Genomic DNA, 21,329 nt, shown 5'->3' with positions numbered 1-21,329 from the left:
GCTATTCCAGAATCTCGTTTATCGAACCTTGCAGTTTACGGGTCACCGGCCCCACGGACCAGTTCGCGGCTGCGTACCGGCGCACGGGCCAGATACCGTACTGGCTGTTGCAGAGGAAAACTTCGTCGGCCGCCAGCAGATCGTCCAGCGTCAGCGGCAGGACCTCGGCCTGGATGCCTTCCAGAGCAGCGATATCGAGCAGCAGACCGCGCAGCACGCCGGCCACGCCACAGCCGTCCAGCGCGGGGGTCAGCAGCCGCCCGGCGCGGACCAGGAACAGATTGCTGAATACGCCCTCGATCGGCCTGCCGTCCTGATCCAGCATCAGGCCTTCGGCATAGCGGGGGTCATTCCACTCCCCCCGCGCCAGGACCTGCTCGAGTCGATTCAGGTGCTTGAGTCCGGCCAGCAACGGCTGGCGGGCCAGGCGGGTGGTGCAGGGATAGAGGTCGATGCCTTCGGTGGCGTGGGCCGCCGGATAGGCCGGGACGGGAGAGCCCAGCAACAGGCGCCGCACCTCGGGCTCGGCGGGCGGGGCATACCCGCGCAGTCCGTCACCGCGGGTGAGCAGCAGCTTGGCGACGCCCTCCCCCAGCAGCGCCGCATAGGCGCGGATCTCCGCGTCCAGCTGAGCGACATCGCAGGGAAGGCGCAGTCGCTGGCAACCGGTGGCCAGCCGCTGCAGATGACGGTCCAACAGACGTGGCTGGCCCCGGCGAACCGCGATGGTCTCGAACAGCCCATCGCCATAGGCCAGACCCCGGTCGCGTTGCAGACCGGGATCCAGCGGTTGGCCATTGAGCCAGTCCTGGATCAAGCGTCGAAGCGCCGGAACACCAGACTGCCGTTGGTGCCACCAAAGCCGAACGAGTTGGACAGGGCCACTTCGATGGGCCGCTGCCGCGCCTCGTGGGGCACGAAGTCCAGATCGCAGCCGTCGCTGGGATTGTCCAGATTGATGGTGGGCGGCGCCACCTGATCGCGCAGGGCGAGCACCGTGAAGATGGCCTCCACCGCGCCGGCGGCACCCAGCAGGTGACCAGTCATGGACTTGGTCGAACTCACGCTCAGGCGCTTGGCCTGCTCGCCGAACACCTGCTTCAGGGCCGCCACTTCGGCCAGGTCGCCGGCCGGCGTGGAGGTGCCATGGGCATTGACGTAATCGACCGCTTCCGGCGCGATACCGGCGTCCTTGAGGGTCGCCTTCATGCAGCGCGCGGCACCCGCGCCGTCTTCCGGCGGGGCGGTCATGTGGAAGGCGTCAGCGCTCATCCCGAAACCGATCAGCTCGGCATAAATGCGGGCGCCCCGCGCCTTGGCGTGCTCGTACTCTTCCAGCACCAGGGCACCGGCCCCATCGGACAGCACGAAGCCGTCACGGTCGCGATCCCAGGGACGGCTGGCACGGGTCGGATCGTCATTGCGGGTCGACAGGGCACGCGCCGCGCCGAAGCCGCCCAGACCCAGACCCGAGGTCGCCATCTCCGAACCGCCGGCGACCATGGCATCGGCCTCACCGTAGGCGATGTTGCGCGCCGCCATGCCGATGCAGTGCGTCGCCGTGGTACAGGCGGTGGCGATGGCATAGTTGGGACCCTGCAGACCCAGATGGATCGACAGGAAGCCGGACACCATGTTGATGATGGAGCCCGGTACGAAAAAGGGGGAAATACGGCGTGGACCCTGGGCGAGCAGCGACTGGCAATTCGCCTCGATATTGGTCAGCCCACCGATGCCGGAACCCATGGCGACACCCACGCGCTCGCGATTGCCATCGTTGATCTCGAGACCGCTGTCACGCATGGCCTGGAAGCTGGCAGCGAGACCGTATTGGATGAACAGATCCAGCTTGCGGGCTTCCTTCGCGGACAGGTACTGCTCCACGTCGAATCCCTTGACCGATCCGCCGATCCGCGTGCTGAAGGCAGAGACGTCCATATGCTCGATCGGCGCGATACCGCTGCGACCGGCCAGGATGCCTTCCCAGCTGCTCGCCACATCGGCGCCAAGCGGCGATACCATGCCCATACCCGTGATCACGACACGTCTACGCGACACACCCAACTCCTCTTGTCCTTCCGGGGCGGCCACCCCTCTTAAAAAAAGCCGATTCCATCGATCTTGACCTTGGACCTAAAGAAAAGCCGCACGCCCTACAGGACGTGCGGCTTCTTGTGTCCGAAACTGGCGACTACTTATTGCTGGTGAGCAACGATGTAGTCGATAGCTTCCTGGACGGTGGTGATCTTCTCAGCCTGCTCGTCCGGGATTTCGGTCTCGAATTCCTCTTCCAGAGCCATCACCAGTTCGACGGTGTCAAGGGAGTCGGCGCCCAGATCCTCGACGAAGGAAGCGCTGTTGGTAACTTCCTCTTCCTTCACGCCGAGCTGCTCAGCGACGATCTTCTTAACGCGTTCTTCGATGGTGCTCATACCGTGTTCTCACTCCTAAAGGAAAAATCCGCACAACGGATTGCGCGTAAGTGTATAGAAAGGGATTTCCGTATTTCAAGCTGACGCGACATCAAGACGTATGCGCGGCCATTGCTGGTCCGACAGTTTACCAGCTTAGCGCAATAGCCGCGCGGGGGTAACGCCGGTCAGCTCATGTACATTCCGCCGTTGACGGGGATCGTGGCGCCGGTCACATAGGCCGCGCCCTCGCCCGCCAGGAAGCCGACCACCTTGGCGATCTCGTCGGCCTGGCCGAGGCGACCGGCCGGGATCTGGGTCAGCAGCGCGGTGCGCTGGGCTTCCGGCAGTTCACGGGTCATGTCGGTGTCGATGAAACCCGGAGCCACGGCGTTGACGGTGATGTTGCGCGAACCCACCTCGCGGGCCAGTGCCCGGGTGAAGCCCTCGAGACCGGCCTTGGCGGCGGCATAGTTGGCCTGGCCGGCGTTGCCCATGGCACCCACCACCGAGCCGATGCTGACGATGCGACCCCAGCGGCCCTTGGTCATGCCCTTGAGCAAGGCCTTGGACAGGCGGAACAGGCTGTTGAGGTTGGTATCGATCACGTCGAACCACTCATCGTCCTTCATCCGCAGCATCAGGTTGTCGCGGGTGATGCCGGCGTTGTTGACCAGGATCGACGGGGCGCCGAACTGGGTCTGGACCTGCTCGAGGGCGGCCGCGACAGAGGCGTTGTCGGACACGTTGAGCACCAGGCCGGTGCCTTCGATGCCGTTGGCCTTGAGCGACTCGGCGATGCGCTGGGCGCCCGCCTCGCTGGTCGCGGTGCCGATCACGGTGGCGCCCAGCCGACCCAGTTCCAGGGCGATGGCTTGACCGATACCACGGGTAGCGCCCGTGACCAGGGCGACCTTACCTTGCAGACTCATCTCGTTTTCCTCGATTCAAAAAGCCGCGCGAGCGGCGGCGAAGGCGTCGGGGGTGTCCAGGGCCAGCGTTTCCACGCCCTTGACGCATCTCTTGTTCAGACCGGCCAGCACCTTGCCGGGGCCGCACTCCACCAGGTGGGTGACGCCCTGGGCCGCCAGGTACTGCACGGATTCGACCCAGCGCACCGGGCTGTACAGCTGGGCCAGCAGATCCTGCTGGAGACTGTCCAGGTCGGTGTTGACGCCGGCATTGACGTTCTGCACCACCGGAATCTGCGGCTGGCTCCAGGTGCAGCCACGCACGTCCTCGGCGAAGCGCTCGGCCGCCGGGCGCATCAGTTCGCAGTGGGAGGGCACGCTGACCGGCAGGGCCACGGCGCGCTTGGCGCCCAAGGCCTTGCAGGCCTCGATGGCGCGCTCCACCGCCACGGCGGCACCGGCGATCACCACCTGACCCGGGGCATTGAAGTTGACTGCGCTGACGACCTCGCCCTGGGCGGCTTCGGCACAGGCGGCCAGCACCTGGGCGTCTTCCAGACCGAGGATGGCGGCCATGCCGCCCTGCCCGGCCGGCACCGCCTGCTGCATCAGCTCACCCCGGCGCGCCACCAGGCGTACCGCCTCGGCGAACGGCAGGCTGCCCGCGGCGACCAGTGCCGAGTATTCGCCCAGGCTGTGCCCGGCGACATAGGCCGGCTTGGCGCCGCCCTCGGCCAGCCACAGACGCCACAGCGCGATGGCGGCGGTCAGGATGGCGGGCTGGGTACGGTCGGTCTGGTTGAGCGACTCCTGCGGGCCCTGCTGGGTCAGCGCCCAGAGGTCGTAGCCGAGGACGGCGGAGGCTTCGGCGAAGGTTTCGCCGATCAGTGCGTGGTGCGTGGCCAGCTCACCCAGCATGCCCAGGGCCTGGGAGCCCTGACCGGGAAAGACGAAAGCGAGAGAGGCAGACATAGGCAGGTCTCTTGTAGGTCCATTGCTGGCGAAACCGCGGTTCCGCCACTGACAGACTGAGATGTCGGTGTCGACCGGTCGGTCACACCGCTTTCAGAGCCGCCAAGTTTAACCGGATCCGCCCGGGGAGATCAGTCTCCACGTCGCGCAGGGCGCGCTCGATGGCCTGAACGAGACCGACTTCGCCTGCCGCGCCATGGCTTTTCACCACCACCGCATTCAGGCCGAGAAAGCTCGCGCCGTTGCGCAGCTCCGGATCCCAGTGGCGGAAACGCCGGGCCAGCCAGGGCTGCAGCAACTGACGCTCGAGCCAGGAGGCCGTGCCGCTGCGCTCGACCAGCAGGCGCAGCAACGCCTCGCCGGACTTGAGCACCGCATTGCCGGTGAAGCCATCGCAGACCACCACGTCCGCGACGGCGGCATAGAGATCGCTGCCCTCGACGAAGCCGATAAAATCGAAGGCCTGACTCTGGGCGAGGCGCCGTGCCGCCTCCTGGATCACCGGCGTGCCCTTGCCCGGTTCGCGCCCGACATTGAGTAGCGCGACCCTTGGCCGCACCAGGCCACGCGCCTGGGCCGCACCCGCCCCCAGATAGGCGAATTGCACCAGCTGTTCGGCAGAGCTGTCGAGATTGGCGCCGAGATCGAGCAGCAGCGTCTGGTGCTCTCCCCGTCCAGGCAACGCCGACATCATCGCGGGTCGATCGATTTCCGGCAGCGTTCCCAGCAGCTGTCGCGCGAGCGCCATCCAGGCCCCGGTATTGCCGGCGCTCAGACAGCCCTGGGCACGCCCCTGTCGGACCGCGTCGAGCGCAGCATGCATGGACGTCCGGGTACGACTCCGCACCACGGCAGCGGGGCGTTCATCGGGCCCGACAAGGGCATCGACGTAGTCGAACTGCAGGCGATTGGCGAGGGAGGCAGGCGGTGACCAGGCCGACAGGGCGTCGCGCTGACCACAGAGGAGAAGATGTAGGGCGGGGAAACGCTCGAGAGCGTCGAATGAAGCAGGAACAATGCAGCGGGGACCGAAGTCCCCGCCCATTGCATCGATCGCGATGACGATTTCGATCGAGGATTACTCGTCGGAACCCTTGTCGATCACTTTGCGACCGCGGTAGAAACCGTCGGGCGACACGTGGTGGCGCAGGTGAACTTCACCGGTGCTCTTTTCCACGGACAGAGCGTTCGCTTCGAGGGCGTCGTGCGAACGACGCATGTCGCGAGCGGAACGGGATTTTTTGTTCTGCTGAACAGCCATGATTTAACTCCTAAACGTTTGGGTCACGCTTCAACTGCGCAAGTACACTGAACGGGTTGGGTCGCTTTTCCTCGTCCGCCGGCTCTTCGGGCGCCTCGAAACCTTCCGGATGCTGGCAATCCCCTTCCGGATGCACAGGGATGATCGGCAGAGCGAGCAACAGCTCTTCTTCGATCAGGCTATGCAGATCCAGCGGATCTTCGCCAACCTCCAGGGCATCGTAACCCTGTGGCAAGGCATCGGCCGACTGCCCCTCCCAGAGCACGGCGAAATCGAATTCGCTGTGGATGGGAAGCACTGCCGGCTCCAGACAACGCTGGCAGATCATCTCGACCGCGGTATCGAGGACACCGTGGATGACGAACTGCCGCTGTTGATCACGCCCGAAGTCGAGGACGACGGCTACCGCGCCTTCGGACTTCACGAGCTGCTCGCCGACACGCCGCATGTTCGCGAGAGGCAGCTCACCCTTGAGGGTTACGCCGCGATCCGCCAATTTGCGAGGATCGACCTGAGGTGGAATTGGCCCATTCAACATAAGCGCGCCATTATAGGGACGGCCTTACGGCTGTCAAAGGAAATTAACCCCGAAGCGACTCCGACCGACCTCTGGTCGATCTCGCCCGAGAACAAACTGATGCCTCTCATTCTACTCGCTTCCAGCTCGCCTTACCGCCGCCAATTGCTGGAAAGACTCCAGCTGCCCTTTGCTCATCGGTCGCCGGACATCGACGAAACGCCAAGGCCTGGAGAAAGCCCGAGGGCGCTGGTGGAGCGCCTGGCCCGGGCCAAGGCCGCTGCCCTGGCCGACCAGCCGGAGCCGACCCTGATCATCGGCTCGGATCAGGCGACCGCCATCGACGGCGAGATTCTCGGCAAGCCCCTGACCCATGAGCGAGCCCGGCAGCAACTGGCCCGGGCCAGCGGTCGCACCCTGGTGTTCCATACCGGACTGGCCGTGCTGGACAGCCGCACCGGGGAGTGCCGCAGCGAGGTGGTGGATTTCCAGGTGCGCTTTCGCCCGCTCGAGGCTGCGACCATCGACCGCTACCTGCTGGCGGAACAGCCCTACGATTGCGCCGGCAGCTTCAAGGCCGAGGGCCTGGGCATCGCCCTGTTCGAGGCCATGCAAGGGGACGACCCGACCAGCCTGATCGGCCTCCCCCTCATCCGCCTCGCCGCACTGTTGCGGGAGGCTGGCCTGCAGGTCCCTTGAGATCTGCAGGCTGTCGCCCTAGCGCAGCGCCGGACCCTGCCAGCCCATGTAGAGCGCTAGGCGCTCGGCGACACTGGCGCCCAGGCGCTTGGCGAAACGGTCGAAGGGCGAGTCTTCCTGGGTGTAGTCGACCAAGCGCTCTTCCTTGACCACATCGCGCGCCACATAGCTGGCGCTGCCGAGGCCATCGATCAGCCCCAGGGACAGCGCCTGCTCGCCGGACCAGACCAGCCCGGAGAACAGCTCCGGATGACCCTCGACCTTGAGCCGGTCGCCACGCCCCTTCTTGACGCTGTCGATGAACTGCTGATGGGTGGTATCCAGCACCTGCTGCCAGAATCGGGTCTCTTCCAGCTTTTGCGGCTGGAAGGGATCGAGGAAGGCCTTGTGTTCGCCCGAGGTGTAGACCCGGCGCTCCACACCCAGCTTTTCCATGGTGCCGACGAAACCGAAGGAAGCCGCCGTCACGCCGATAGAGCCGACCAGACTGGCCTTGTCGGCATAGATGGCGTCGGCCGCGCTGGCCACATAGTAGGCGCCGGAGGCCCCCAGGTCGGTGATCACCGCATACAGCTTGATATCCGGATGCAGACCGCGCAGGCGCTTGATCTCGTCATAGATGTAGCCGGATTGCACCGGACTGCCGCCCGGACTGTTGATGCGCAGCACCACGCCACGGGTGTTGCTGTCGTCGAAGGCCTTGCGCAGGGCCGTGACCACATTGTCGGCACTGGCCTTCTCGTCGTCGGCGATCACGCCCTTGAGTTCGATGAGCGCGGTATGGGCGCCGGACTCGGTCACCCCACCCTTCTTGCCCAGCGACAGCAGGGGCGTGAACAGCACCAGCATGACGATCAGGTAGGCGAAGGTCAGCAGCTTGAAAAAGATGCCCCAGCGCCGCGCCCGCCGCTGCTCGCGCACACTGGCGAGCATGGTCTTCTCGATCAGGTCCCAGGTCTTGTCGTCCGCTGGACGCGTACGTCCGCTGTCTTCCTTCCACTCGTCAGCCATGCCCAACCTCACTCCTGACCACAACGTTGTCACCCAGCCATAGCGCCAGGTCCGCGAAAGCTTCGATCACCAGGCGCGGCCCGAAATCCCTCAGCACCTCGGCCGGCTGGGCACCATAGGCCACCCCGACCGCAGCGACCCCGGCGCGGCGGGCCATTTCCAGGTCGAACACCGCATCCCCGATCAGCAGGGCGCGCTCCGGCGCCACACGGCAATGGGCGAGAATCTCCTCGACCATTTGCGGATCGGGCTTGCCGGCGGCCTCGTCGGCGCAACGGGTGATGTCGAAGAACTCGCTCAGGCCATGCTGCTGCAGCGAACGGGCCAGGCCGCGCCGGCTCTTACCCGTCGCCACGGCCATCTGGTAACCCAGGGCGCGAAAGCGCTGCAGCCCGCTCAACACCTCGGGAAACAGGGGCGACGCCTGCTGTTCGCGACGGACGAATTCGGCGCTGTAGGCATCGCGGAATCCCTCGATCTGCGCCGGAGTGACCAGATGCGGATAGAGCGTCTGGATGGCCGCGACCAGCTCCAGGCCGATGATGCCCTTGACGGCCACGTCGCTGCGCGGTGGCAAGCCCAGCTGCTCGGCCGCCACGTGCATCACCTCGACGATCCGGCCGATAGAATCCGCCAGGGTGCCGTCCCAGTCGAAGATCAGCAGCTGGTAATCAGGCATCCAGACGCTCCAGCGTCTGACTCCAGGTGCTGTCGACCGGCGCCTCCAGGCGCAACTCGCCGCCTTCGGGCAGCGGAATCACCAGACTCGCCGAGTGCAGGAACAGCCGCTTGCCGCCCAGCTCGCGAATCTCCTGGGAGAAGTCTTCGTCGCCGTATTTGGGATCGCCGGCGATGGCGTGCCCGGCGTGGCGGGCATGGACGCGGATCTGGTGGGTACGCCCGGTCACCGGCCGCGCCTCGACCAGGGTGGCGAATTCGCCATAGCGCCGCAGCACGCGGAATTCGGTGAGCGCCTCCTTGCCTTCGTCATTGACCTCGACCATGCGCTCGCCGGATCTGAGGGTGTTCTTGAGCAGGGGCGCGCTGATCTTCTTCTTGGCCGCCGGCCAATGGCCGCGCACCAGGGCGTGATAGCGCTTGTCGACGCCGTCGCCGCGCAGGGCCTCGTGCAGGAAGCGCAGCATGCTGCGCTTCTTGGCAATCATCAGCAGGCCCGAGGTATCCCGGTCGAGACGATGGACCAGCTCGATGTCGCGGGCGTCGGGACGCAGCTGGCGAAAGACCTCGATGACCCCACCGGACAGGCCACTACCGCCGTGCACGGCGATACCGGCCGGCTTGTTGATGACGATGAGGGCCTTGTCCTCGTGGACGATGGAATCCTCCAGGCGCTCGAGCAGACCCCTGGCCAGGGGTGCAGGCTCGTCGGGCTCGGACAGACGCAGCGGCGGTACGCGGATCTGGTCGCCGGCCTGCAGGCGGTAGTCGGGCTTGATGCGGCCCTTGTTCACCCGCACTTCGCCTTTGCGCAGAATGCGATAGATGAGGGTCTTGGGCGCACCCTTGAGGTGGGTACGCAGGAAGTTGTCGATGCGCTGGCCGGCATAGTCGGCAGGCACGTCGAGCAGTTGAACGCCGGTGCTGGGAGAAGGAGGCTTAGTCATCGGCAGATGATAGCAATTTTCCCTTATTTGAAGCACTTAAAGCTTGCTGCTATAGTCCGGAGGCGGTTATCAGTCCTGTCTGGATGGCACCGCTCGCGAGGCCGTAGATTCCGCCCGCGAATATAGGCTGCAAATGCAATAGTCACTGGACGTCTGGCCGTCCAGCAGAACGCCGACTCTGCCCAAGGGGGTGAGTGGCGATCTGCGATCCGCCTGGTAACCAAGGCAGCGGCACCCAGGGTGCCAGCTGTAAAACGACAACCGCTCCGGACCTTGCGGGCGGCACCTGATTCCTGAAGATTGTGTGCAGGATGGAGATGCACAACCAGCGTATCGCGTAGCCTGACAGTACGCCTGCAGCCCGCTTCGCGCCCAGCTTCGGCCAAGGTGACGATCGCAGGTGGAAGCCTCAAGGCCAACGGCCGATGCTCCAACCGAGCGACACCTGACACGAATCCCGCGACGACCCGGCTGCCCGAGCCTTTCGGCTGTCACGCCCGCACCATGCCTGGTTGATTCCTCCTCCTGTGGAGCTGCAACGGCAGTCGCTCAAGCGCCTGCAGGAGACGTAGTCGCGGCACGCCCCAGGGCCTGCTGCTGGACACGAAGGCCGGCTTTGCCCGGCTTCGATACGACCCCGTGCACCCTTCTCTTGAATCCTGTTGCCACCCTGCGGGCCGAGAGCCCGGAACGTAGTGGTATTACATGAAGAGAATGCTCATCAACGCGACCCAGCCCGAGGAATTGCGGGTTGCCCTGGTCGACGGTCAACGGCTGTTCGACCTGGACATCGAGTCCGGAGCCCGCGAACAGAAAAAGGCCAACATCTACAAAGGCCGCATCACCCGCATCGAACCCAGTCTGGAAGCCGCCTTCGTCGACTTCGGCGCCGATCGCCACGGCTTCCTCCCGCTGAAGGAAATCTCCCGGGAATACTTCAAGAAGAACCCGGAAGGCCGCGTCAACATCAAGGAAGTGCTCTCCGAAGGCCAGGAAGTAGTCGTCCAGGTCGAAAAGGAAGAGCGCGGCAACAAGGGCGCCGCCCTGACCACCTTCATCAGCCTCGCCGGTCGCTACCTGGTGCTGATGCCCAACAATCCCCGTGCCGGCGGCATCTCCCGTCGCATCGAGGGTGAAGAGCGCAACGAACTGCGCGAAGCCCTGAACGGCCTGAACGCCCCGGGCGACATGGGCCTGATCGTACGCACCGCCGGCCTGGGCCGCAGCACCGAAGAACTGCAGTGGGACCTCGATTACCTGCTGCAACTCTGGTCCGCCATCACCGAAGCCTCGGGTGAGCGCAAGGGCCCCTTCCTGATCTATCAGGAAAGCAACGTCATCATCCGCGCCATCCGCGACTACCTGCGTCAGGACATCGGTGAAGTCCTGGTCGACAGCGTCGAAGCCCAGGAAGAAGCCCTGAGCTTCATCCGTCAGGTGATGCCGCAGTACGCCAGCAAGATCAAGCTCTATCAGGACAGTGTCCCGCTGTTCAATCGCTTCCAGATCGAAAGCCAGATCGAGACCGCCTTCCAGCGTGAAGTGAAGCTGCCGTCCGGCGGCTCCATCGTCATCGATCCCACCGAGGCCCTGGTGTCCATCGACATCAACTCGGCGCGCGCCACCAAGGGTGGCGACATCGAAGAAACCGCCCTGCAGACCAACCTGGAAGCGGCCGAGGAAATCGCCCGTCAGCTGCGTCTGCGCGACATCGGCGGCCTGATCGTCATCGACTTCATCGACATGACCCCGGTCAAGAACCAGCGCGCCGTGGAAGATCGCGTCCGCGAAGCACTGGAAGCCGACCGCGCCCGCGTGCAGATCGGTCGCATCTCCCGCTTCGGCCTGCTGGAAATGTCCCGCCAGCGCCTGCGCCCTTCCCTGCGCGAAACCAGCGGCATCGTCTGCCCCCGTTGCAACGGCCAGGGCATCATCCGCGACGTGGAATCCCTGTCGCTGGCCATCCTGCGCCTGATCGAGGAAGAAGCCCTCAAGGATCGCACCGCCGAGGTGCGCGCCCACGTACCCATCCAGGTGGCGTCCTTCCTGCTCAACGAGAAGCGCAACAGCATCACCAAGATCGAGCTGCGCACCCGCGTGCGCATCATCATCCTGCCGGACGATCACATCGAGACCCCGCACTTCGAAGTGCAGCGTCTGCGTGACGACAATCCCGAGCTGCTGAACAGCCAGTCCAGCTACGAGATGGCCAACACCGAAGCCGAAGAGGTGCAGCCGGTCAGCTCCACCCGTACCCTGGTGCGCCAGGAAGCGGCCGTGAAGGTGGCGCCCGAGCGCGCACCCGCCCCCACCCCGGTCGCCGCCGAAGTGGTCGCTCCTGCTGCCCCTGCCGCCAAAACCACCGCCGAGCCGAACCTGTTCAAGGGTCTGGTGAAGTCCCTGGTCAGCCTGTTCGCCGGCAAGACCGAAGAGCAGCCCATGGTCGAGAAGACCGCTGCCACTCCGGAAGCGCCCAAGAGCAGCGACGAGCAGCGTCGCCAGGACGAGCGCCGCAACGGTCGTCAGCAGAATCGCCGCCGTGAAGGCCGCCGTGACGACGAGCGCAAGCCGCGTGAAGAACGCCAGCCGCGCGCCGATCGCAGCGAGCGCCCGGCCCGCGAAGAGCGCAAGCCGCGTGAAGAGCGCCAGCCGCGCGAAGAGCGTCAGGTTCGTGAAGACCGCCCGGCTCGCGAGGAGCGTCAGCCCCGCGAAGAGCGCGCCAATCGCGAAGAGCGCCAACCGCGCGAAGAACGCCAGCCCCGCGAAGAGCGTCAGCCCCGCGAGGAGCGTGCCACTCGCGAAGAGCGCCAGCCGCGTGAAGAGCGCCAGCCGCGTGAAGAGCGTCAGCCCCGCGAAGAGCGTCAACCTCGTGAGGAGCGTCAACCCCGCGAAGAGCGCGTGAGCGCTGAAGAGCGTCCGGCTCGCGAAGAGCGTCAGCCGCGTGAAGAGCGCAAGCCGCGTGAAGAGCGTCAGCCACGCGAAGAACGCAAGGCCCGCGAAGAGCGCCAGGAAGCGGCCAGCGCCGAAGAGCTGAACGAAGAAGAGGTGCTGGAAGGCAACGAAGAGCTGGAAGAAGGCGAAGAGCGTCCGCGTCGCCGTTCCCGCGGCCAGCGTCGTCGCAGCAACCGTCGTGAGCGTCAGCGTGATGCCAACGGCAACTTCATCGAAGACGAAGAGCAAGGTACTGCAGCCACCGACGCCCCTGTCGCGCCGGCCGCGGTCGCCCTGGGTACCGCCGTCGTGGTCAGCGAAAGCGTGACCGCCATTGCCACCCAGGAAGAGGTTCGTGACGTTCGCCAGCAGGAGTCGGCAGCCACCGCCGAAACCCCGGCCGCCACCGAAGCCACCCAGGAGGCTGCAATGGAGCAGCCCGCAGCGGACGCCCCTGCCCAGCCGGAGATCCTCACCCCCCAGGTGAGCCAGCTGCAGGACGAGCGTGCGCCGCACCAGGAAGTCGAGATCATCACGCCGGTGGTCGAGCAGACCGCTCCAGTAACAGCCACCGCGCCCATTCCCGCGGCACCGGTCGAGACCGAAGCTGCGGAATCGGCTGCCGGTCGCGCCTCCAACGATCCGCGTGAGCGCCGTCGTCGCGAGCGCCTGGCACGTGAAGCCGAAGCCGCGCGCGCCAAGCAGGCCGAGCAGGACGCTCAGGCCCCTGCCCTGGGTGCCATTGCAGAAACCGAGGAAACCTTCGCCACCGCGGCGGTAGGTACCGTCGAGCCGCAACAGACGCCCGAGGTCCAGCCGGCCCCGATCGCTGAAGAGCTGCCTGCAGCCGAAGCCGAATCGGCGCCGATCGTGGTGGAAGAGCCCGTGGAAATCGTGCCCAGCCCTGCGCAGGAAGAAGCAGCTACCGTCGCCCTGACCGGCGAAGCCGACACCCCTGCGGAGGCTCCCAAGGCCGATGCGGTGAAAGAGGATGAAGCCACCCAGGCCGAACTCGATCGCAAGCTCAAGGAGTCGCGGGAAAATCATCCCGGCTGATCTCCGCCAGCCATGAAAAGGGGCGCCTAGGCGCCCCTTTTTTATGCCTCGAATTCGAGTGGGCATGGCGCACCGAGGGTGACGAGCCGGTCCCGATAGATCGATACAGGCCAGCCCTCTACGCACTGGAGCCCTACCCGCGATAAAGGCCTGCCTGGCTGGGCTTCGGCGGTGGAGCTGCCGCAACCCAACCTACGGGCCCAGGGAATCGACGCAGGTTAGCGCCGAGCGTAGCGAAGCCCAACACTCGGAGATGGGCTGATTGTTGGGCCTCGCCGGTGGAGTTGCCTCAACCCAACCTACGGTGCCCGAGGGAATCGACGTAGGTTGGCGCTGAGCGTGGCGAAGCTCAACAAAGGACAGGATGGCCTGATGTTGGGCTTCGGCGGTGAAGTTGCCTCAACCCAGCCTACGGACCCAAGGGAATCGAAGCAGGTTAGCGCTGAGAGTAGTGAAGCCCAACACGGGGAGATGGGCTGATTGCCGGGCTTCGGCGGTGGAGCTGCCTCAACCCAGCCTACGGTACCCATGGGAATCGAGGCAGGTTGGCGCTGAGTGTAGCGAAGCCCAACGTTCGGCTGATACCGGACTGCCGACCTTTGGCGGCGGACCCACACCATTGGCCCTGCGCACCCTTCGCCGAAAAATCCCAGGCATAAAAAAACCCAGCCGCTTGGCTGGGTTTTTCGAGCGTATCCCGAAGGATTAACGCTTGGAGTACTGCGGACGCTTACGCGCTTTGCGCAGACCGACTTTCTTACGCTCGACTTCACGGGCGTCACGAGTGACGTAACCGGCTTTGCGCAGGGAGCTGCGGTAGCCTTCGTCGTACTCGATCAGCGCACGGGTGATGCCGTGACGGATAGCACCGGCCTGACCGCTCACACCACCGCCAGCGACGGTAACGTAGACGTCGAACTTCTCCAGGGTCTCGGTCAGCTCGAGGGGCTGACGCACGACCATGCGCGCGGTCTCGCGACCGAAGAAGGTGTCCAGAGCGCGATCGTTGATGGAGATCTTGCCAGTGCCCGGACGGAGGAAGACACGAGCGGTGGCAGTCTTACGACGGCCGGTACCGTAATTTTGAGTTGCCGACATGTTGTACTATCCCGATTAAAACTTGAGTTCTTGGGGCTGCTGAGCGGTGTGCGGATGGTTCGCACCCTTGTACACCTTGAGCTTGCGATACATGTCGCGGCCCAGCGGGTTCTTCGGCAGCATACCCTTGACGGCGGTCTCGATGACGCGCTCGGGAGCACGGGCGATCAGCTTTTCGAAGTTGATCGACTTGATGCCACCCGGGAAACCGGAGTGATGGTAGTACATCTTGTCGGTAGTCTTGGCACCGGTCACACGAACCTGCTCGGCGTTGATGACGACGATGTAGTCGCCGGTGTCAACGTGAGGGGTGTATTCGGGCTTGTGCTTGCCACGCAGGCGAGTGGCGATTTCAGTAGCCAGACGACCCAGAGTCTGGCCAGCAGCGTCGACGACGTACCAGTCGCGCTTAACGGTTTCCGGTTTTGCGGTGAAAGTTTTCATTCTCTATGGCCTCAGAGGCCGCCCTGGTAAAAAGACGGCAAATTCTACACAACAGTGCAACCCCAGACAAGTCAGGGGCAGCCGGAAACAGACGCTCTTCGGGGGCTCGGGTCGGCGTCCGCTACGGCGATCTCGGCAGGCTTAGGCATCCCCCGCCAAGAAAGCTGCGGCATGATACCCGTTCACGCCAGAAAAGCAACCGCAAGCTAGAAAGAAAATAGCGTCTGGGTCGCCGCCGAACCCTGGCGACGGGAGGCCAGGTGATCGGCCAGCCGCGTCGGTTCCGGCAACCGATGGCGTCTGACGCAGGCCATGACCAGCGCGGGTGCGCTGGCCAGGCTGACCCGGTGCCCGGGGGAGACGATCAGCGGCTTGACCCGGTCCTTGCTGCGCAGCACCGTGCCGATCACCCCACCCTCGCGATCCCGCAAGTCGACCTGGCTGCCGCGCGTCTCGGCGAGTTCGCCGTGGTGACCGGTGAGAATCTTCTTGGCCACGCCGATCGTCGGCAGACCGGTGACTACCCCGAGATGGGCGGCGATGCCCAGCCGGCGCGGATGGGCGATGCCATGGCCGTCGCAGAACACCAGCTCGGGCGTCTCCGGCAACTCCGCCAGGGCCTGGAGCAGCGCCGGCAATTCGCGAAAGGACAGCAGGCCCGGCACATAGGGCATCACGGTAGGGATGCGGGCGACGGCATGGGCCAGTGGCTGCAGGGTCTCGGCATCCAGCAGGACAGCGACCGCACGGGTGATCTCGCCACCCTCCTCGAAGCCCACGTCGACCCCGGCGTAACGCCGCGGCGAGCCGAAGTCGTCGTGCAAGAGGACCTGGGTGGCCAGTTGCTTCTGCAGGATACGCGCCTGGGCGGGCGAGCCGTCCCATTCGGCAAAGGGATCGGAATTCACACGTACCTCCCGAAAACCTGGGTCAAAGGATTGATCCTTCAACCCGGGCAGGGTTCACGGCTTGTGCGGACGGGCCAGGTATTCGTGGGACTGCATTTCCAGCAGGCGGCTGAGGGTGCGCTGGAATTCGAACTCCAGGCGGCCACCGGAATAGAGGTCCTTGAGCTCCACTTCGGCCGACAGGATCAGCTTGACCTGGCGATCGTAGAATTCGTCGACCAGGTTGATGAAGCGCCGCGCCATGTCGTCCTTGAGCGCGTCCATCTGCTCGACGTTGCTGACCAGTACCGTCTGGAAGATCTTGCCCAGCTCGATGTAGTCGTTCTGGCTGCGCGGACCGTCGCAGAGGGCGCGGAAATCGAACCAGGCGACGTCTTCGCAGGTGCGGCGCGCGCGGATCTCGCGATTCTCGATCATCAGCGGCACGTCTTCGCAGAGGTCGTTGCACTCGACGGTGAGCGAACGGAAGCTCTTGGCCATCGCCGCCTCGACCTCGTCGCTCAGCGGATAGTGAAACAGCTGCGCCTGCTCCAGGGCGCGCAGGCGATAGTCCACGCCGCTGTCGACGTTGACGATCTCGGTGTGCTCCTTGAGCAGCGCAATGGCCGGCAGGAAGCGCGCGCGCTGCAGACCGTCCTTGTAGAGGCCGTCGGGCACGATGTTCGAGGTGGCGACCAGACTGACGCCGTTCTTAAACAGCTCTTCCAGCAGGGTCGCCAGGATCATGGCGTCAGTGATGTCGGAGACGAAGAATTCGTCGAAGCAGATCACCCGCGCCTCGTCGGCGAAACGCCGGGCGATGATGGTCAGCGGATTCTTCTCGCCCTTGAGGGTGCGCAGCTCTTCGTGGACCCGCTTCATGAAGCGGTGGAAGTGGGTGCGCATCTTCTGCTTGAACGGCAGGGCGTCATAGAAGGTATCGACCAGATAGGTCTTGCCGCGCCCTACCCCACCCCAGAAATACAGACCCTTGACCGGCGTGACCGTCTTGCGCCCGAGCAGCTTGCCGAACAGGCCACCCTTGGACGCGGGCTCGGCGAGCAATTCGTCATAGAGGCGCTGCAGATGGCGCACGGCCTCTTCCTGGGCAGCATCGTAGAAAAACTCCGGGCGCTTGAGGTCGGCCTGGTAACGCTCGAGGGGGGTCATGGCGGCTTCTGGTCGGGTGGGAAAAAAGGGTGGTCACTGTAATGGCGGTCCCTGGCGTTGACAACGCCGGGGACCGCGGGTGCCCTTTAGCCCTCGGCCAATTGTGCGAGTGCGGTGCGCGTCCGCTCGATCAGCGCATCGCGCGCGGCGGGGGAATCGCTGGCGACGCCCTCGGCCACCACCTGATCTGCCAGCAGCAACTGGAAGCCGTTGCCCTCTCCCGCCACGACACTGGCCGGCGTGGTGACCAGCTGCTTGCTGGTGATGCCGGCGGTCTTGGCTTCGGCGAAGGGGATCGACAAGGCCAGTTCGGTGCCGTCGGCGTCGAGCAGGCGGAAGCGGAAGCTGCCGTCGCTCTCGCGGAAGCTGACGAAGCGGGCGGTCTTGCTGGCCTTCTTCTTGGCGCCGCCGGTGGCGACCTGGGTCTTGAGCGAGCGCAGGCCCACGGCTTCGCGCAGCTCGCCGAGGAAGGGCGTGGCATAGCGGCGGGCCTTGGCGGCACCGGCCAGCAGGATGTCTTCCAGATCATCGGGACGGGCGATCAGCGCCGCATAGCGCTCGCGTGCTTCGCCCAGCTCGGCGTCGAGCAGCTCGAACAGCTGGCCCTTGGCTTCGCCCCAGGCCAGGCCGTCCAGCAGGGCCGCGCGGAAGGCCGCGCTCTGCTCGGGGGTGGCGAAGGCCTGGTAGAGGGTGAAGAGGTGGGCGCTGTCGGGGTCCTTGGGCTCGCCGGGCAGGCGCGAGTCGGTGACGATGCGGGCGATGGCGTCCTTGAGCTGCTTGGCGCTGCCGAACAGCGGGATGGTGTTGTCGTAGCTCTTCGACATCTTGCGGCCATCGAGGCCGGGCAAGGTGGAGACGCTTTCCTCGATGACCGCCTCGGGCAGGGCGAAGTAGTCGCGCCCATTGCCGAACAGATGGTTGAAGCGCTGACCGATGTCGCGGGCCATCTCCACGTGCTGGATCTGGTCGCGCCCGACCGGCACACGCAGGGCGTTGAACATCAGGATGTCCGCGGCCATCAGCACCGGATAGCTGTAGAGCCCCATGGTGACCCCGGCATCGGGATCCTCGCCCTGCTCCAGGTTGCGGTCGACCGCGGCCTTGTAGGCATGGGCGCGATTGAGCAGGCCCTTGCCGGCGACGCAGGTGAGCAGCCAGGTCAGCTCGGGGATCTCGGGGATGTCGGACTGGCGATAGAAGGTCACCCGCTCCGGATCCAGGCCGCTGGCCAGCCAGGTGGCGGCGATCTCCAGGCGCGAACGCTGGATGCGCGCCGGGTCGTCGCACTTGATCAGGGCATGGTAGTCGGCGAGGAAATAGAAGGAGTCGGCATCGTCGGCCAGGCTGGCGCGGATGGCGGGACGGATGGCCCCGGCATAGTTGCCCAGGTGCGGGGTACCGGTGGTGGTGATGCCAGTGAGGATGCGAGTGGTCATGGAGGCGCTGGAAATCCGAGAGACTAACGAGGGTCAGGCCTGCAGGCGGGGCAGGACCAGATCTTTGAGTTCGACGAGTTTGCCATGGAAGAAATGGCTGCAGTCGGCGACGCGGAGCAATTCGTGCGGCTGTTCGAGCGCCGCGGACCAGGCATAGACCCGCTCGGGGGTCACCACCTCGTCGGCCTCGGGCTGGATCACGGTGAGGCGCGCCCGCTGGGGCAGGCGGCCGTCGACCGCGAAACGCTCCACCGGCGGCGCCAGCATGAACAGCCGTTCCACCGCCACGCCCTCGCCTTCCAGGCGCCCGCCGAGGCAGGCGGCGACGCAGGAGCCGAAGGAGAAGCCGCAGAGGGTCAGGGGCAGGTCGGGATGGCGTTCACGCAACCAGGCCACGGCGGCCGCGGCATCGTCGATCTCGCCTTCGCCACCGGCATGCACGCCGGTGCTGGCACCAACGCCGCGAAAATTGAATCTGAGGGTGGCCTGGCCGGCATCCCGGGCGATGCGCTGCAGGGTGGCGACCACCTTGTTCTGCATGGCGCCGCCATGGAGCGGATGGGGATGACAGAGCAATACCGCGCCGGTGGGGGCATCCGGGCTCTGGTACAGCGCCTCCAGAGTGCCCGCGGGGCCCTCCAGCAGCAGGGGTTGTTCACGGGCTGACACGCTTGACTCCGTGATCCCGGACGAACAGTGCTCATCCAAGGAGTTGATTTTGATAGGGTCGATCCTGCGCGATGCCTGAGTGCGGGGTATGATGACGCCCAGCGAATGGCAGAAGACGCAACCCAGTGTACAGGCTCGCCGGTCTGCCGTTACCGTAAAGCAAAGCCGCTCATAGAGGAAGTTTCGTGGAACAGTCGCTCACTACCTGGTTGTTGCCCCTGGTCGCGCTGCTGATCGGGGTCGGGATAGGTTTTCTGCTGGCACGCCTGGTGCCGGGTGCCGCGCCGAGCCGGGTGCAGCGCCAGCTGGATGATCTGCAGAAGAAGTTCGACGACTACCAGCACGAGGTCACCAGCCACTTCAGTACCACCGCCGGCCTGGTGCGCAAGCTCACCCAGACCTACCAGGACATGCAGTCGCACCTGTCCGAAGGCGCCGAGCGCCTGGCCCAGGACGAACTGACCCGTCAGCACCTGCTGGCCTCGCTGCACAGCGCCGAGCAGCGTTACCCCTCCAGTCGCGAGCGCATCGACGGTCCGACCGAAGCGCCGCGGGACTACGCGCCCAAGGGTGACGGCACCCCCGGCACCCTCGACGAAACCTACGGCGTGAAAAGCCGCGGTTGATCGCCAAGGCCGGGGACTCCCCGGCCTTCTGCTTTCCGGCCTCCGCCCTCTTCACTCAGGGCGCGACGCCCGGCCCTTTTCCGGCCCGTCATGGCATAATCCGCGGTTGCAGTCTTTCGCAGGAGAACGCCATGCCCGCAGCGGCCAGTGGCCTGAGCCTCTACGGCATCAAGGCCTGTGACACCATGAAGAAGGCCCGTCTGTGGCTCGACGAGCACGGCCAGGCCTACCACTTCCATGACTACAAGCAGAGCGGCATCGACCGCGAGCGGCTGGCGGCCTGGTGCGCGGAGCATGGCTGGGACAAGGTGCTCAATCGCGCCGGCACCACCTTCCGCAAGCTCGACGACGCCCAGAAGGCCGACCTCGACACCGCCAAGGCCATCGACCTGATGCTGGCGCAGCCTTCGATGATCAAGCGACCCGTGCTCGATCTCGGCGACCGTACCCTGCTGGGCTTCAAGCCCGAGCTCTATGCCGCGGCCCTGAACTGACCCCGCGGCCACCGCCCCTACTACCGAACATCTCGCACCGACCGGATCGGTGCCTCTGCAAAGGAACAGTCTCATGTCGAATGCCCTCTTCAGTATCGCCTTCGGTGTCGGCACCCAGAATCGCCAGGACGCCTGGCTGGAAGTCTTCTATGCACAGCCCCTGCTGAATCCCCCGGCGGCGCTGGTCGAGGCAGTCGCGCCGCTGCTGGACTACCAGGGCGGCAACCAGGCCATCGCCTTCGCCCCGGCCCAGGCCCGCGGTCTGGCCGAAGCCCTCAAGGGCATCGATGCCGTGCAATCGGCGCTGCTGACCCGCCTGGCGGAAAGCACCAAGCCGCTGGTGGCCACCCTGCTGGCCGAAGACGCCGCGCCCGCCTCCACCCCCGAGGCCTACCTGAAGCTGCACCTGCTGTCCCACCGCCTGGTCAAGCCCCACGGCCTGAACCTCAGCGGCATCTTCGCCCTGCTGCCCAACGTCGCCTGGACCAACCAGGGCGCCGTGGACCTGGCCGAACTGCCGGCCGAGCAGCTGGAAGCCCGTCTGCGCGGCAAGCTGCTGGAAGTCTTCTCGGTGGACAAATTCCCCAAGATGACCGACTACGTGGTGCCGGCCGGCGTGCGCATCGCCGATACCGCCCGCGTACGCCTGGGTGCCTATGTGGGTGAAGGCACCACCGTGATGCACGAAGGCTTCGTCAACTTCAACGCCGGTACCGCCGGCCCCGGCATGATCGAAGGCCGCGTTTCCGCGGGCGTCTTCGTCGGCAAGGGCTCGGACCTGGGCGGCGGCTGTTCCACCATGGGCACCCTGTCCGGCGGTGGCAACATCATCATCAGCGTCGGCGAAGGCTGCCTGATCGGCGCCAACGCCGGCATCGGCATCCCGCTGGGCGATCGCTGCACCGTGGAATCCGGTCTCTATGTGACCGCGGGTACCAAGGTCGCCGTGCTGGATGACCAGAACCAGCTGGTACGGGTGGTCAAGGCGCGCGAGCTGGCCGGTCAGAGCGACCTGCTGCTGCGCCGCAATTCGGAAACCGGCGCGGTCGAGTGCAAGACCAACAAGACCGCCATCGAACTCAACGAAGCGCTGCACGCGCACAACTGAGTC

22 protein-coding genes are annotated in these 21,329 nt (G+C 65.4%); 5 read left to right on the top strand and 17 right to left on the bottom strand.

Going from position 1 to position 21,329, the window contains the following annotated elements:
* Position 1: 1 nt before the first annotated feature.
* From pabC to ACZ5R1_RS06585, 8 genes are all read right to left on the bottom strand, one after another.
* Positions 2 to 814 carry an aminodeoxychorismate lyase gene (pabC, locus tag ACZ5R1_RS06620; RefSeq protein WP_464713269.1) on the bottom strand — a complete coding sequence of 271 codons (813 nt, stop codon included), beginning with the start codon at positions 812 to 814 and terminating at the stop codon, positions 2 to 4.
* A complete protein-coding gene (gene fabF, locus ACZ5R1_RS06615; protein ID WP_007160596.1) occupies positions 814 to 2,058 on the bottom strand; it encodes a beta-ketoacyl-ACP synthase II in 1,245 nt (414 codons plus the stop codon). Before fabF ends, pabC begins: the two co-directional genes overlap by 1 nt.
* 137 nt (positions 2,059 to 2,195) lie before the next feature.
* Positions 2,196 to 2,432: an acyl carrier protein gene (acpP, locus tag ACZ5R1_RS06610; protein WP_007160597.1), complete on the bottom strand. Its 237-nt coding sequence runs from the start codon at positions 2,430 to 2,432 to the stop codon at positions 2,196 to 2,198.
* A gap of 167 nt (positions 2,433 to 2,599) precedes the next feature.
* Complete coding sequence (gene fabG / locus ACZ5R1_RS06605) at positions 2,600 to 3,343, bottom strand: 3-oxoacyl-ACP reductase FabG (protein ID WP_464712927.1); 744 nt, start codon at positions 3,341 to 3,343, stop codon at positions 2,600 to 2,602.
* 15 nt (positions 3,344 to 3,358) lie between these two features.
* Positions 3,359 to 4,294 (bottom strand): ACP S-malonyltransferase, encoded by a 936-nt coding sequence (gene fabD, locus ACZ5R1_RS06600; protein WP_464712926.1) that lies wholly within the window; start codon positions 4,292 to 4,294, stop codon positions 3,359 to 3,361.
* A gap of 82 nt (positions 4,295 to 4,376) precedes the next feature.
* Positions 4,377 to 5,339: a phosphate acyltransferase PlsX gene (plsX, locus tag ACZ5R1_RS06595; protein WP_464712925.1), complete on the bottom strand. Its 963-nt coding sequence runs from the start codon at positions 5,337 to 5,339 to the stop codon at positions 4,377 to 4,379.
* A gap of 33 nt (positions 5,340 to 5,372) precedes the next feature.
* Complete coding sequence (gene rpmF / locus ACZ5R1_RS06590; protein WP_007160601.1) at positions 5,373 to 5,555, bottom strand: 50S ribosomal protein L32; 183 nt, start codon at positions 5,553 to 5,555, stop codon at positions 5,373 to 5,375.
* 10 nt (positions 5,556 to 5,565) lie between these two features.
* Positions 5,566 to 6,093: a YceD family protein gene (locus ACZ5R1_RS06585; protein ID WP_027599034.1), complete on the bottom strand. Its 528-nt coding sequence runs from the start codon at positions 6,091 to 6,093 to the stop codon at positions 5,566 to 5,568.
* A gap of 99 nt (positions 6,094 to 6,192) precedes the next feature.
* Between ACZ5R1_RS06585 and ACZ5R1_RS06580 the strand changes: the two genes are divergently transcribed.
* Positions 6,193 to 6,771, top strand: coding sequence for a Maf family protein (locus ACZ5R1_RS06580; protein ID WP_044341765.1), 579 nt, complete (start codon positions 6,193 to 6,195; stop codon positions 6,769 to 6,771).
* A gap of 18 nt (positions 6,772 to 6,789) precedes the next feature.
* Here the strand turns inward: ACZ5R1_RS06580 and sppA are convergent, their stop codons facing one another.
* Genes sppA through rluC form a run of 3 tightly spaced genes read right to left on the bottom strand, consistent with a single transcriptional unit; the run spans position 6,790 to position 9,407 of the window.
* A complete protein-coding gene (gene sppA / locus ACZ5R1_RS06575) occupies positions 6,790 to 7,782 on the bottom strand; it encodes a signal peptide peptidase SppA (RefSeq protein ID WP_464712924.1) in 993 nt (330 codons plus the stop codon).
* Positions 7,775 to 8,461: an HAD-IA family hydrolase gene (locus ACZ5R1_RS06570; RefSeq protein WP_288505510.1), complete on the bottom strand. Its 687-nt coding sequence runs from the start codon at positions 8,459 to 8,461 to the stop codon at positions 7,775 to 7,777. Before ACZ5R1_RS06570 ends, sppA begins: the two co-directional genes overlap by 8 nt.
* Positions 8,454 to 9,407 carry a 23S rRNA pseudouridine(955/2504/2580) synthase RluC gene (gene rluC / locus ACZ5R1_RS06565; protein WP_007160606.1) on the bottom strand — a complete coding sequence of 318 codons (954 nt, stop codon included), beginning with the start codon at positions 9,405 to 9,407 and terminating at the stop codon, positions 8,454 to 8,456. Before rluC ends, ACZ5R1_RS06570 begins: the two co-directional genes overlap by 8 nt.
* 705 nt (positions 9,408 to 10,112) lie before the next feature.
* Here rluC and rne point away from each other — a divergent pair.
* On the top strand, positions 10,113 to 13,394 hold the full coding sequence (rne, locus tag ACZ5R1_RS06560) for a ribonuclease E (RefSeq protein WP_464712923.1): 3,282 nt from the start codon (positions 10,113 to 10,115) through the stop codon (positions 13,392 to 13,394).
* A 705-nt stretch (positions 13,395 to 14,099) separates the two neighbouring features.
* Here rne and rpsI read toward each other — a convergent pair.
* The 6 genes from rpsI to ACZ5R1_RS06530 form a co-directional block, all read right to left on the bottom strand.
* Positions 14,100 to 14,492, bottom strand: coding sequence for a 30S ribosomal protein S9 (gene rpsI / locus ACZ5R1_RS06555; RefSeq protein ID WP_007160608.1), 393 nt, complete (start codon positions 14,490 to 14,492; stop codon positions 14,100 to 14,102).
* A gap of 15 nt (positions 14,493 to 14,507) precedes the next feature.
* Positions 14,508 to 14,936, bottom strand: a complete 429-nt coding sequence (gene rplM / locus ACZ5R1_RS06550) for a 50S ribosomal protein L13 (RefSeq protein WP_007160609.1) — start codon at positions 14,934 to 14,936, stop codon at positions 14,508 to 14,510.
* 206 nt (positions 14,937 to 15,142) lie between these two features.
* Positions 15,143 to 15,844, bottom strand: a complete 702-nt coding sequence (nfi, locus tag ACZ5R1_RS06545; RefSeq protein ID WP_464712922.1) for a deoxyribonuclease V — start codon at positions 15,842 to 15,844, stop codon at positions 15,143 to 15,145.
* 54 nt (positions 15,845 to 15,898) lie between these two features.
* Positions 15,899 to 16,993 carry a cell division protein ZapE gene (gene zapE / locus ACZ5R1_RS06540; RefSeq protein ID WP_007160611.1) on the bottom strand — a complete coding sequence of 365 codons (1,095 nt, stop codon included), beginning with the start codon at positions 16,991 to 16,993 and terminating at the stop codon, positions 15,899 to 15,901.
* Between the two features lie 86 nt (positions 16,994 to 17,079).
* Complete coding sequence (locus ACZ5R1_RS06535) at positions 17,080 to 18,429, bottom strand: tryptophan--tRNA ligase (RefSeq protein WP_464712921.1); 1,350 nt, start codon at positions 18,427 to 18,429, stop codon at positions 17,080 to 17,082.
* A 33-nt stretch (positions 18,430 to 18,462) separates the two neighbouring features.
* Positions 18,463 to 19,098: an alpha/beta hydrolase gene (locus tag ACZ5R1_RS06530; RefSeq protein ID WP_027598261.1), complete on the bottom strand. Its 636-nt coding sequence runs from the start codon at positions 19,096 to 19,098 to the stop codon at positions 18,463 to 18,465.
* Positions 19,099 to 19,283: 185 nt separating this feature from the next.
* Between ACZ5R1_RS06530 and ACZ5R1_RS06525 the strand changes: the two genes are divergently transcribed.
* The 3 genes from ACZ5R1_RS06525 (at position 19,284) to dapD (ending at position 21,326) form a co-directional block, all read left to right on the top strand.
* Positions 19,284 to 19,724, top strand: coding sequence for a Z-ring associated ZapG family protein (locus ACZ5R1_RS06525; protein ID WP_007160614.1), 441 nt, complete (start codon positions 19,284 to 19,286; stop codon positions 19,722 to 19,724).
* Positions 19,725 to 19,855: 131 nt separating this feature from the next.
* Positions 19,856 to 20,218 carry an ArsC family reductase gene (locus tag ACZ5R1_RS06520; protein ID WP_007160615.1) on the top strand — a complete coding sequence of 121 codons (363 nt, stop codon included), beginning with the start codon at positions 19,856 to 19,858 and terminating at the stop codon, positions 20,216 to 20,218.
* A gap of 73 nt (positions 20,219 to 20,291) precedes the next feature.
* The gene (dapD, locus tag ACZ5R1_RS06515; protein ID WP_042137936.1) at positions 20,292 to 21,326 is read left to right on the top strand and encodes a 2,3,4,5-tetrahydropyridine-2,6-dicarboxylate N-succinyltransferase; all 1,035 of its coding nucleotides are present in this window, start codon (positions 20,292 to 20,294) and stop codon (positions 21,324 to 21,326) included.
* Positions 21,327 to 21,329: the final 3 nt, after the last annotated feature.

This window comes from Pseudomonas sp. Pso3, from assembly GCF_055393275.1.
The sequence above is the reverse complement of the archived record's forward strand: the minus strand, read 5'-3'. Positions and strand labels throughout refer to the sequence as shown.

Bases quoted from the DNA above. Each gene is read 5' to 3' on its own strand.
- acpP (WP_007160597.1), bottom strand. From the start codon at position 2,432: ATGAGCACCATCGAAGAACGCGTTAAGAAGATCGTCGCTGAGCAGCTC.
- fabG (WP_464712927.1), bottom strand. From the start codon at position 3,343: ATGAGTCTGCAAGGTAAGGTCGCCCTGGTCACGGGCGCTACCCGTGGT.
- fabD (WP_464712926.1), bottom strand. From the start codon at position 4,294: ATGTCTGCCTCTCTCGCTTTCGTCTTTCCCGGTCAGGGCTCCCAGGCC.
- plsX (WP_464712925.1), bottom strand. From the start codon at position 5,339: ATGGGCGGGGACTTCGGTCCCCGCTGCATTGTTCCTGCTTCATTCGAC.
- rpmF (WP_007160601.1), bottom strand. From the start codon at position 5,555: ATGGCTGTTCAGCAGAACAAAAAATCCCGTTCCGCTCGCGACATGCGT.
- ACZ5R1_RS06585 (WP_027599034.1), bottom strand. From the start codon at position 6,093: ATGTTGAATGGGCCAATTCCACCTCAGGTCGATCCTCGCAAATTGGCG.
- ACZ5R1_RS06580 (WP_044341765.1), top strand. From the start codon at position 6,193: ATGCCTCTCATTCTACTCGCTTCCAGCTCGCCTTACCGCCGCCAATTG.
- sppA (WP_464712924.1), bottom strand. From the start codon at position 7,782: ATGGCTGACGAGTGGAAGGAAGACAGCGGACGTACGCGTCCAGCGGAC.
- ACZ5R1_RS06570 (WP_288505510.1), bottom strand. From the start codon at position 8,461: ATGCCTGATTACCAGCTGCTGATCTTCGACTGGGACGGCACCCTGGCG.
- rluC (WP_007160606.1), bottom strand. From the start codon at position 9,407: ATGACTAAGCCTCCTTCTCCCAGCACCGGCGTTCAACTGCTCGACGTG.
- rne (WP_464712923.1), top strand. From the start codon at position 10,113: ATGAAGAGAATGCTCATCAACGCGACCCAGCCCGAGGAATTGCGGGTT.
- rpsI (WP_007160608.1), bottom strand. From the start codon at position 14,492: ATGTCGGCAACTCAAAATTACGGTACCGGCCGTCGTAAGACTGCCACC.
- rplM (WP_007160609.1), bottom strand. From the start codon at position 14,936: ATGAAAACTTTCACCGCAAAACCGGAAACCGTTAAGCGCGACTGGTAC.
- zapE (WP_007160611.1), bottom strand. From the start codon at position 16,993: ATGACCCCCCTCGAGCGTTACCAGGCCGACCTCAAGCGCCCGGAGTTT.
- ACZ5R1_RS06535 (WP_464712921.1), bottom strand. From the start codon at position 18,429: ATGACCACTCGCATCCTCACTGGCATCACCACCACCGGTACCCCGCAC.
- ACZ5R1_RS06520 (WP_007160615.1), top strand. From the start codon at position 19,856: ATGCCCGCAGCGGCCAGTGGCCTGAGCCTCTACGGCATCAAGGCCTGT.
- dapD (WP_042137936.1), top strand. From the start codon at position 20,292: ATGTCGAATGCCCTCTTCAGTATCGCCTTCGGTGTCGGCACCCAGAAT.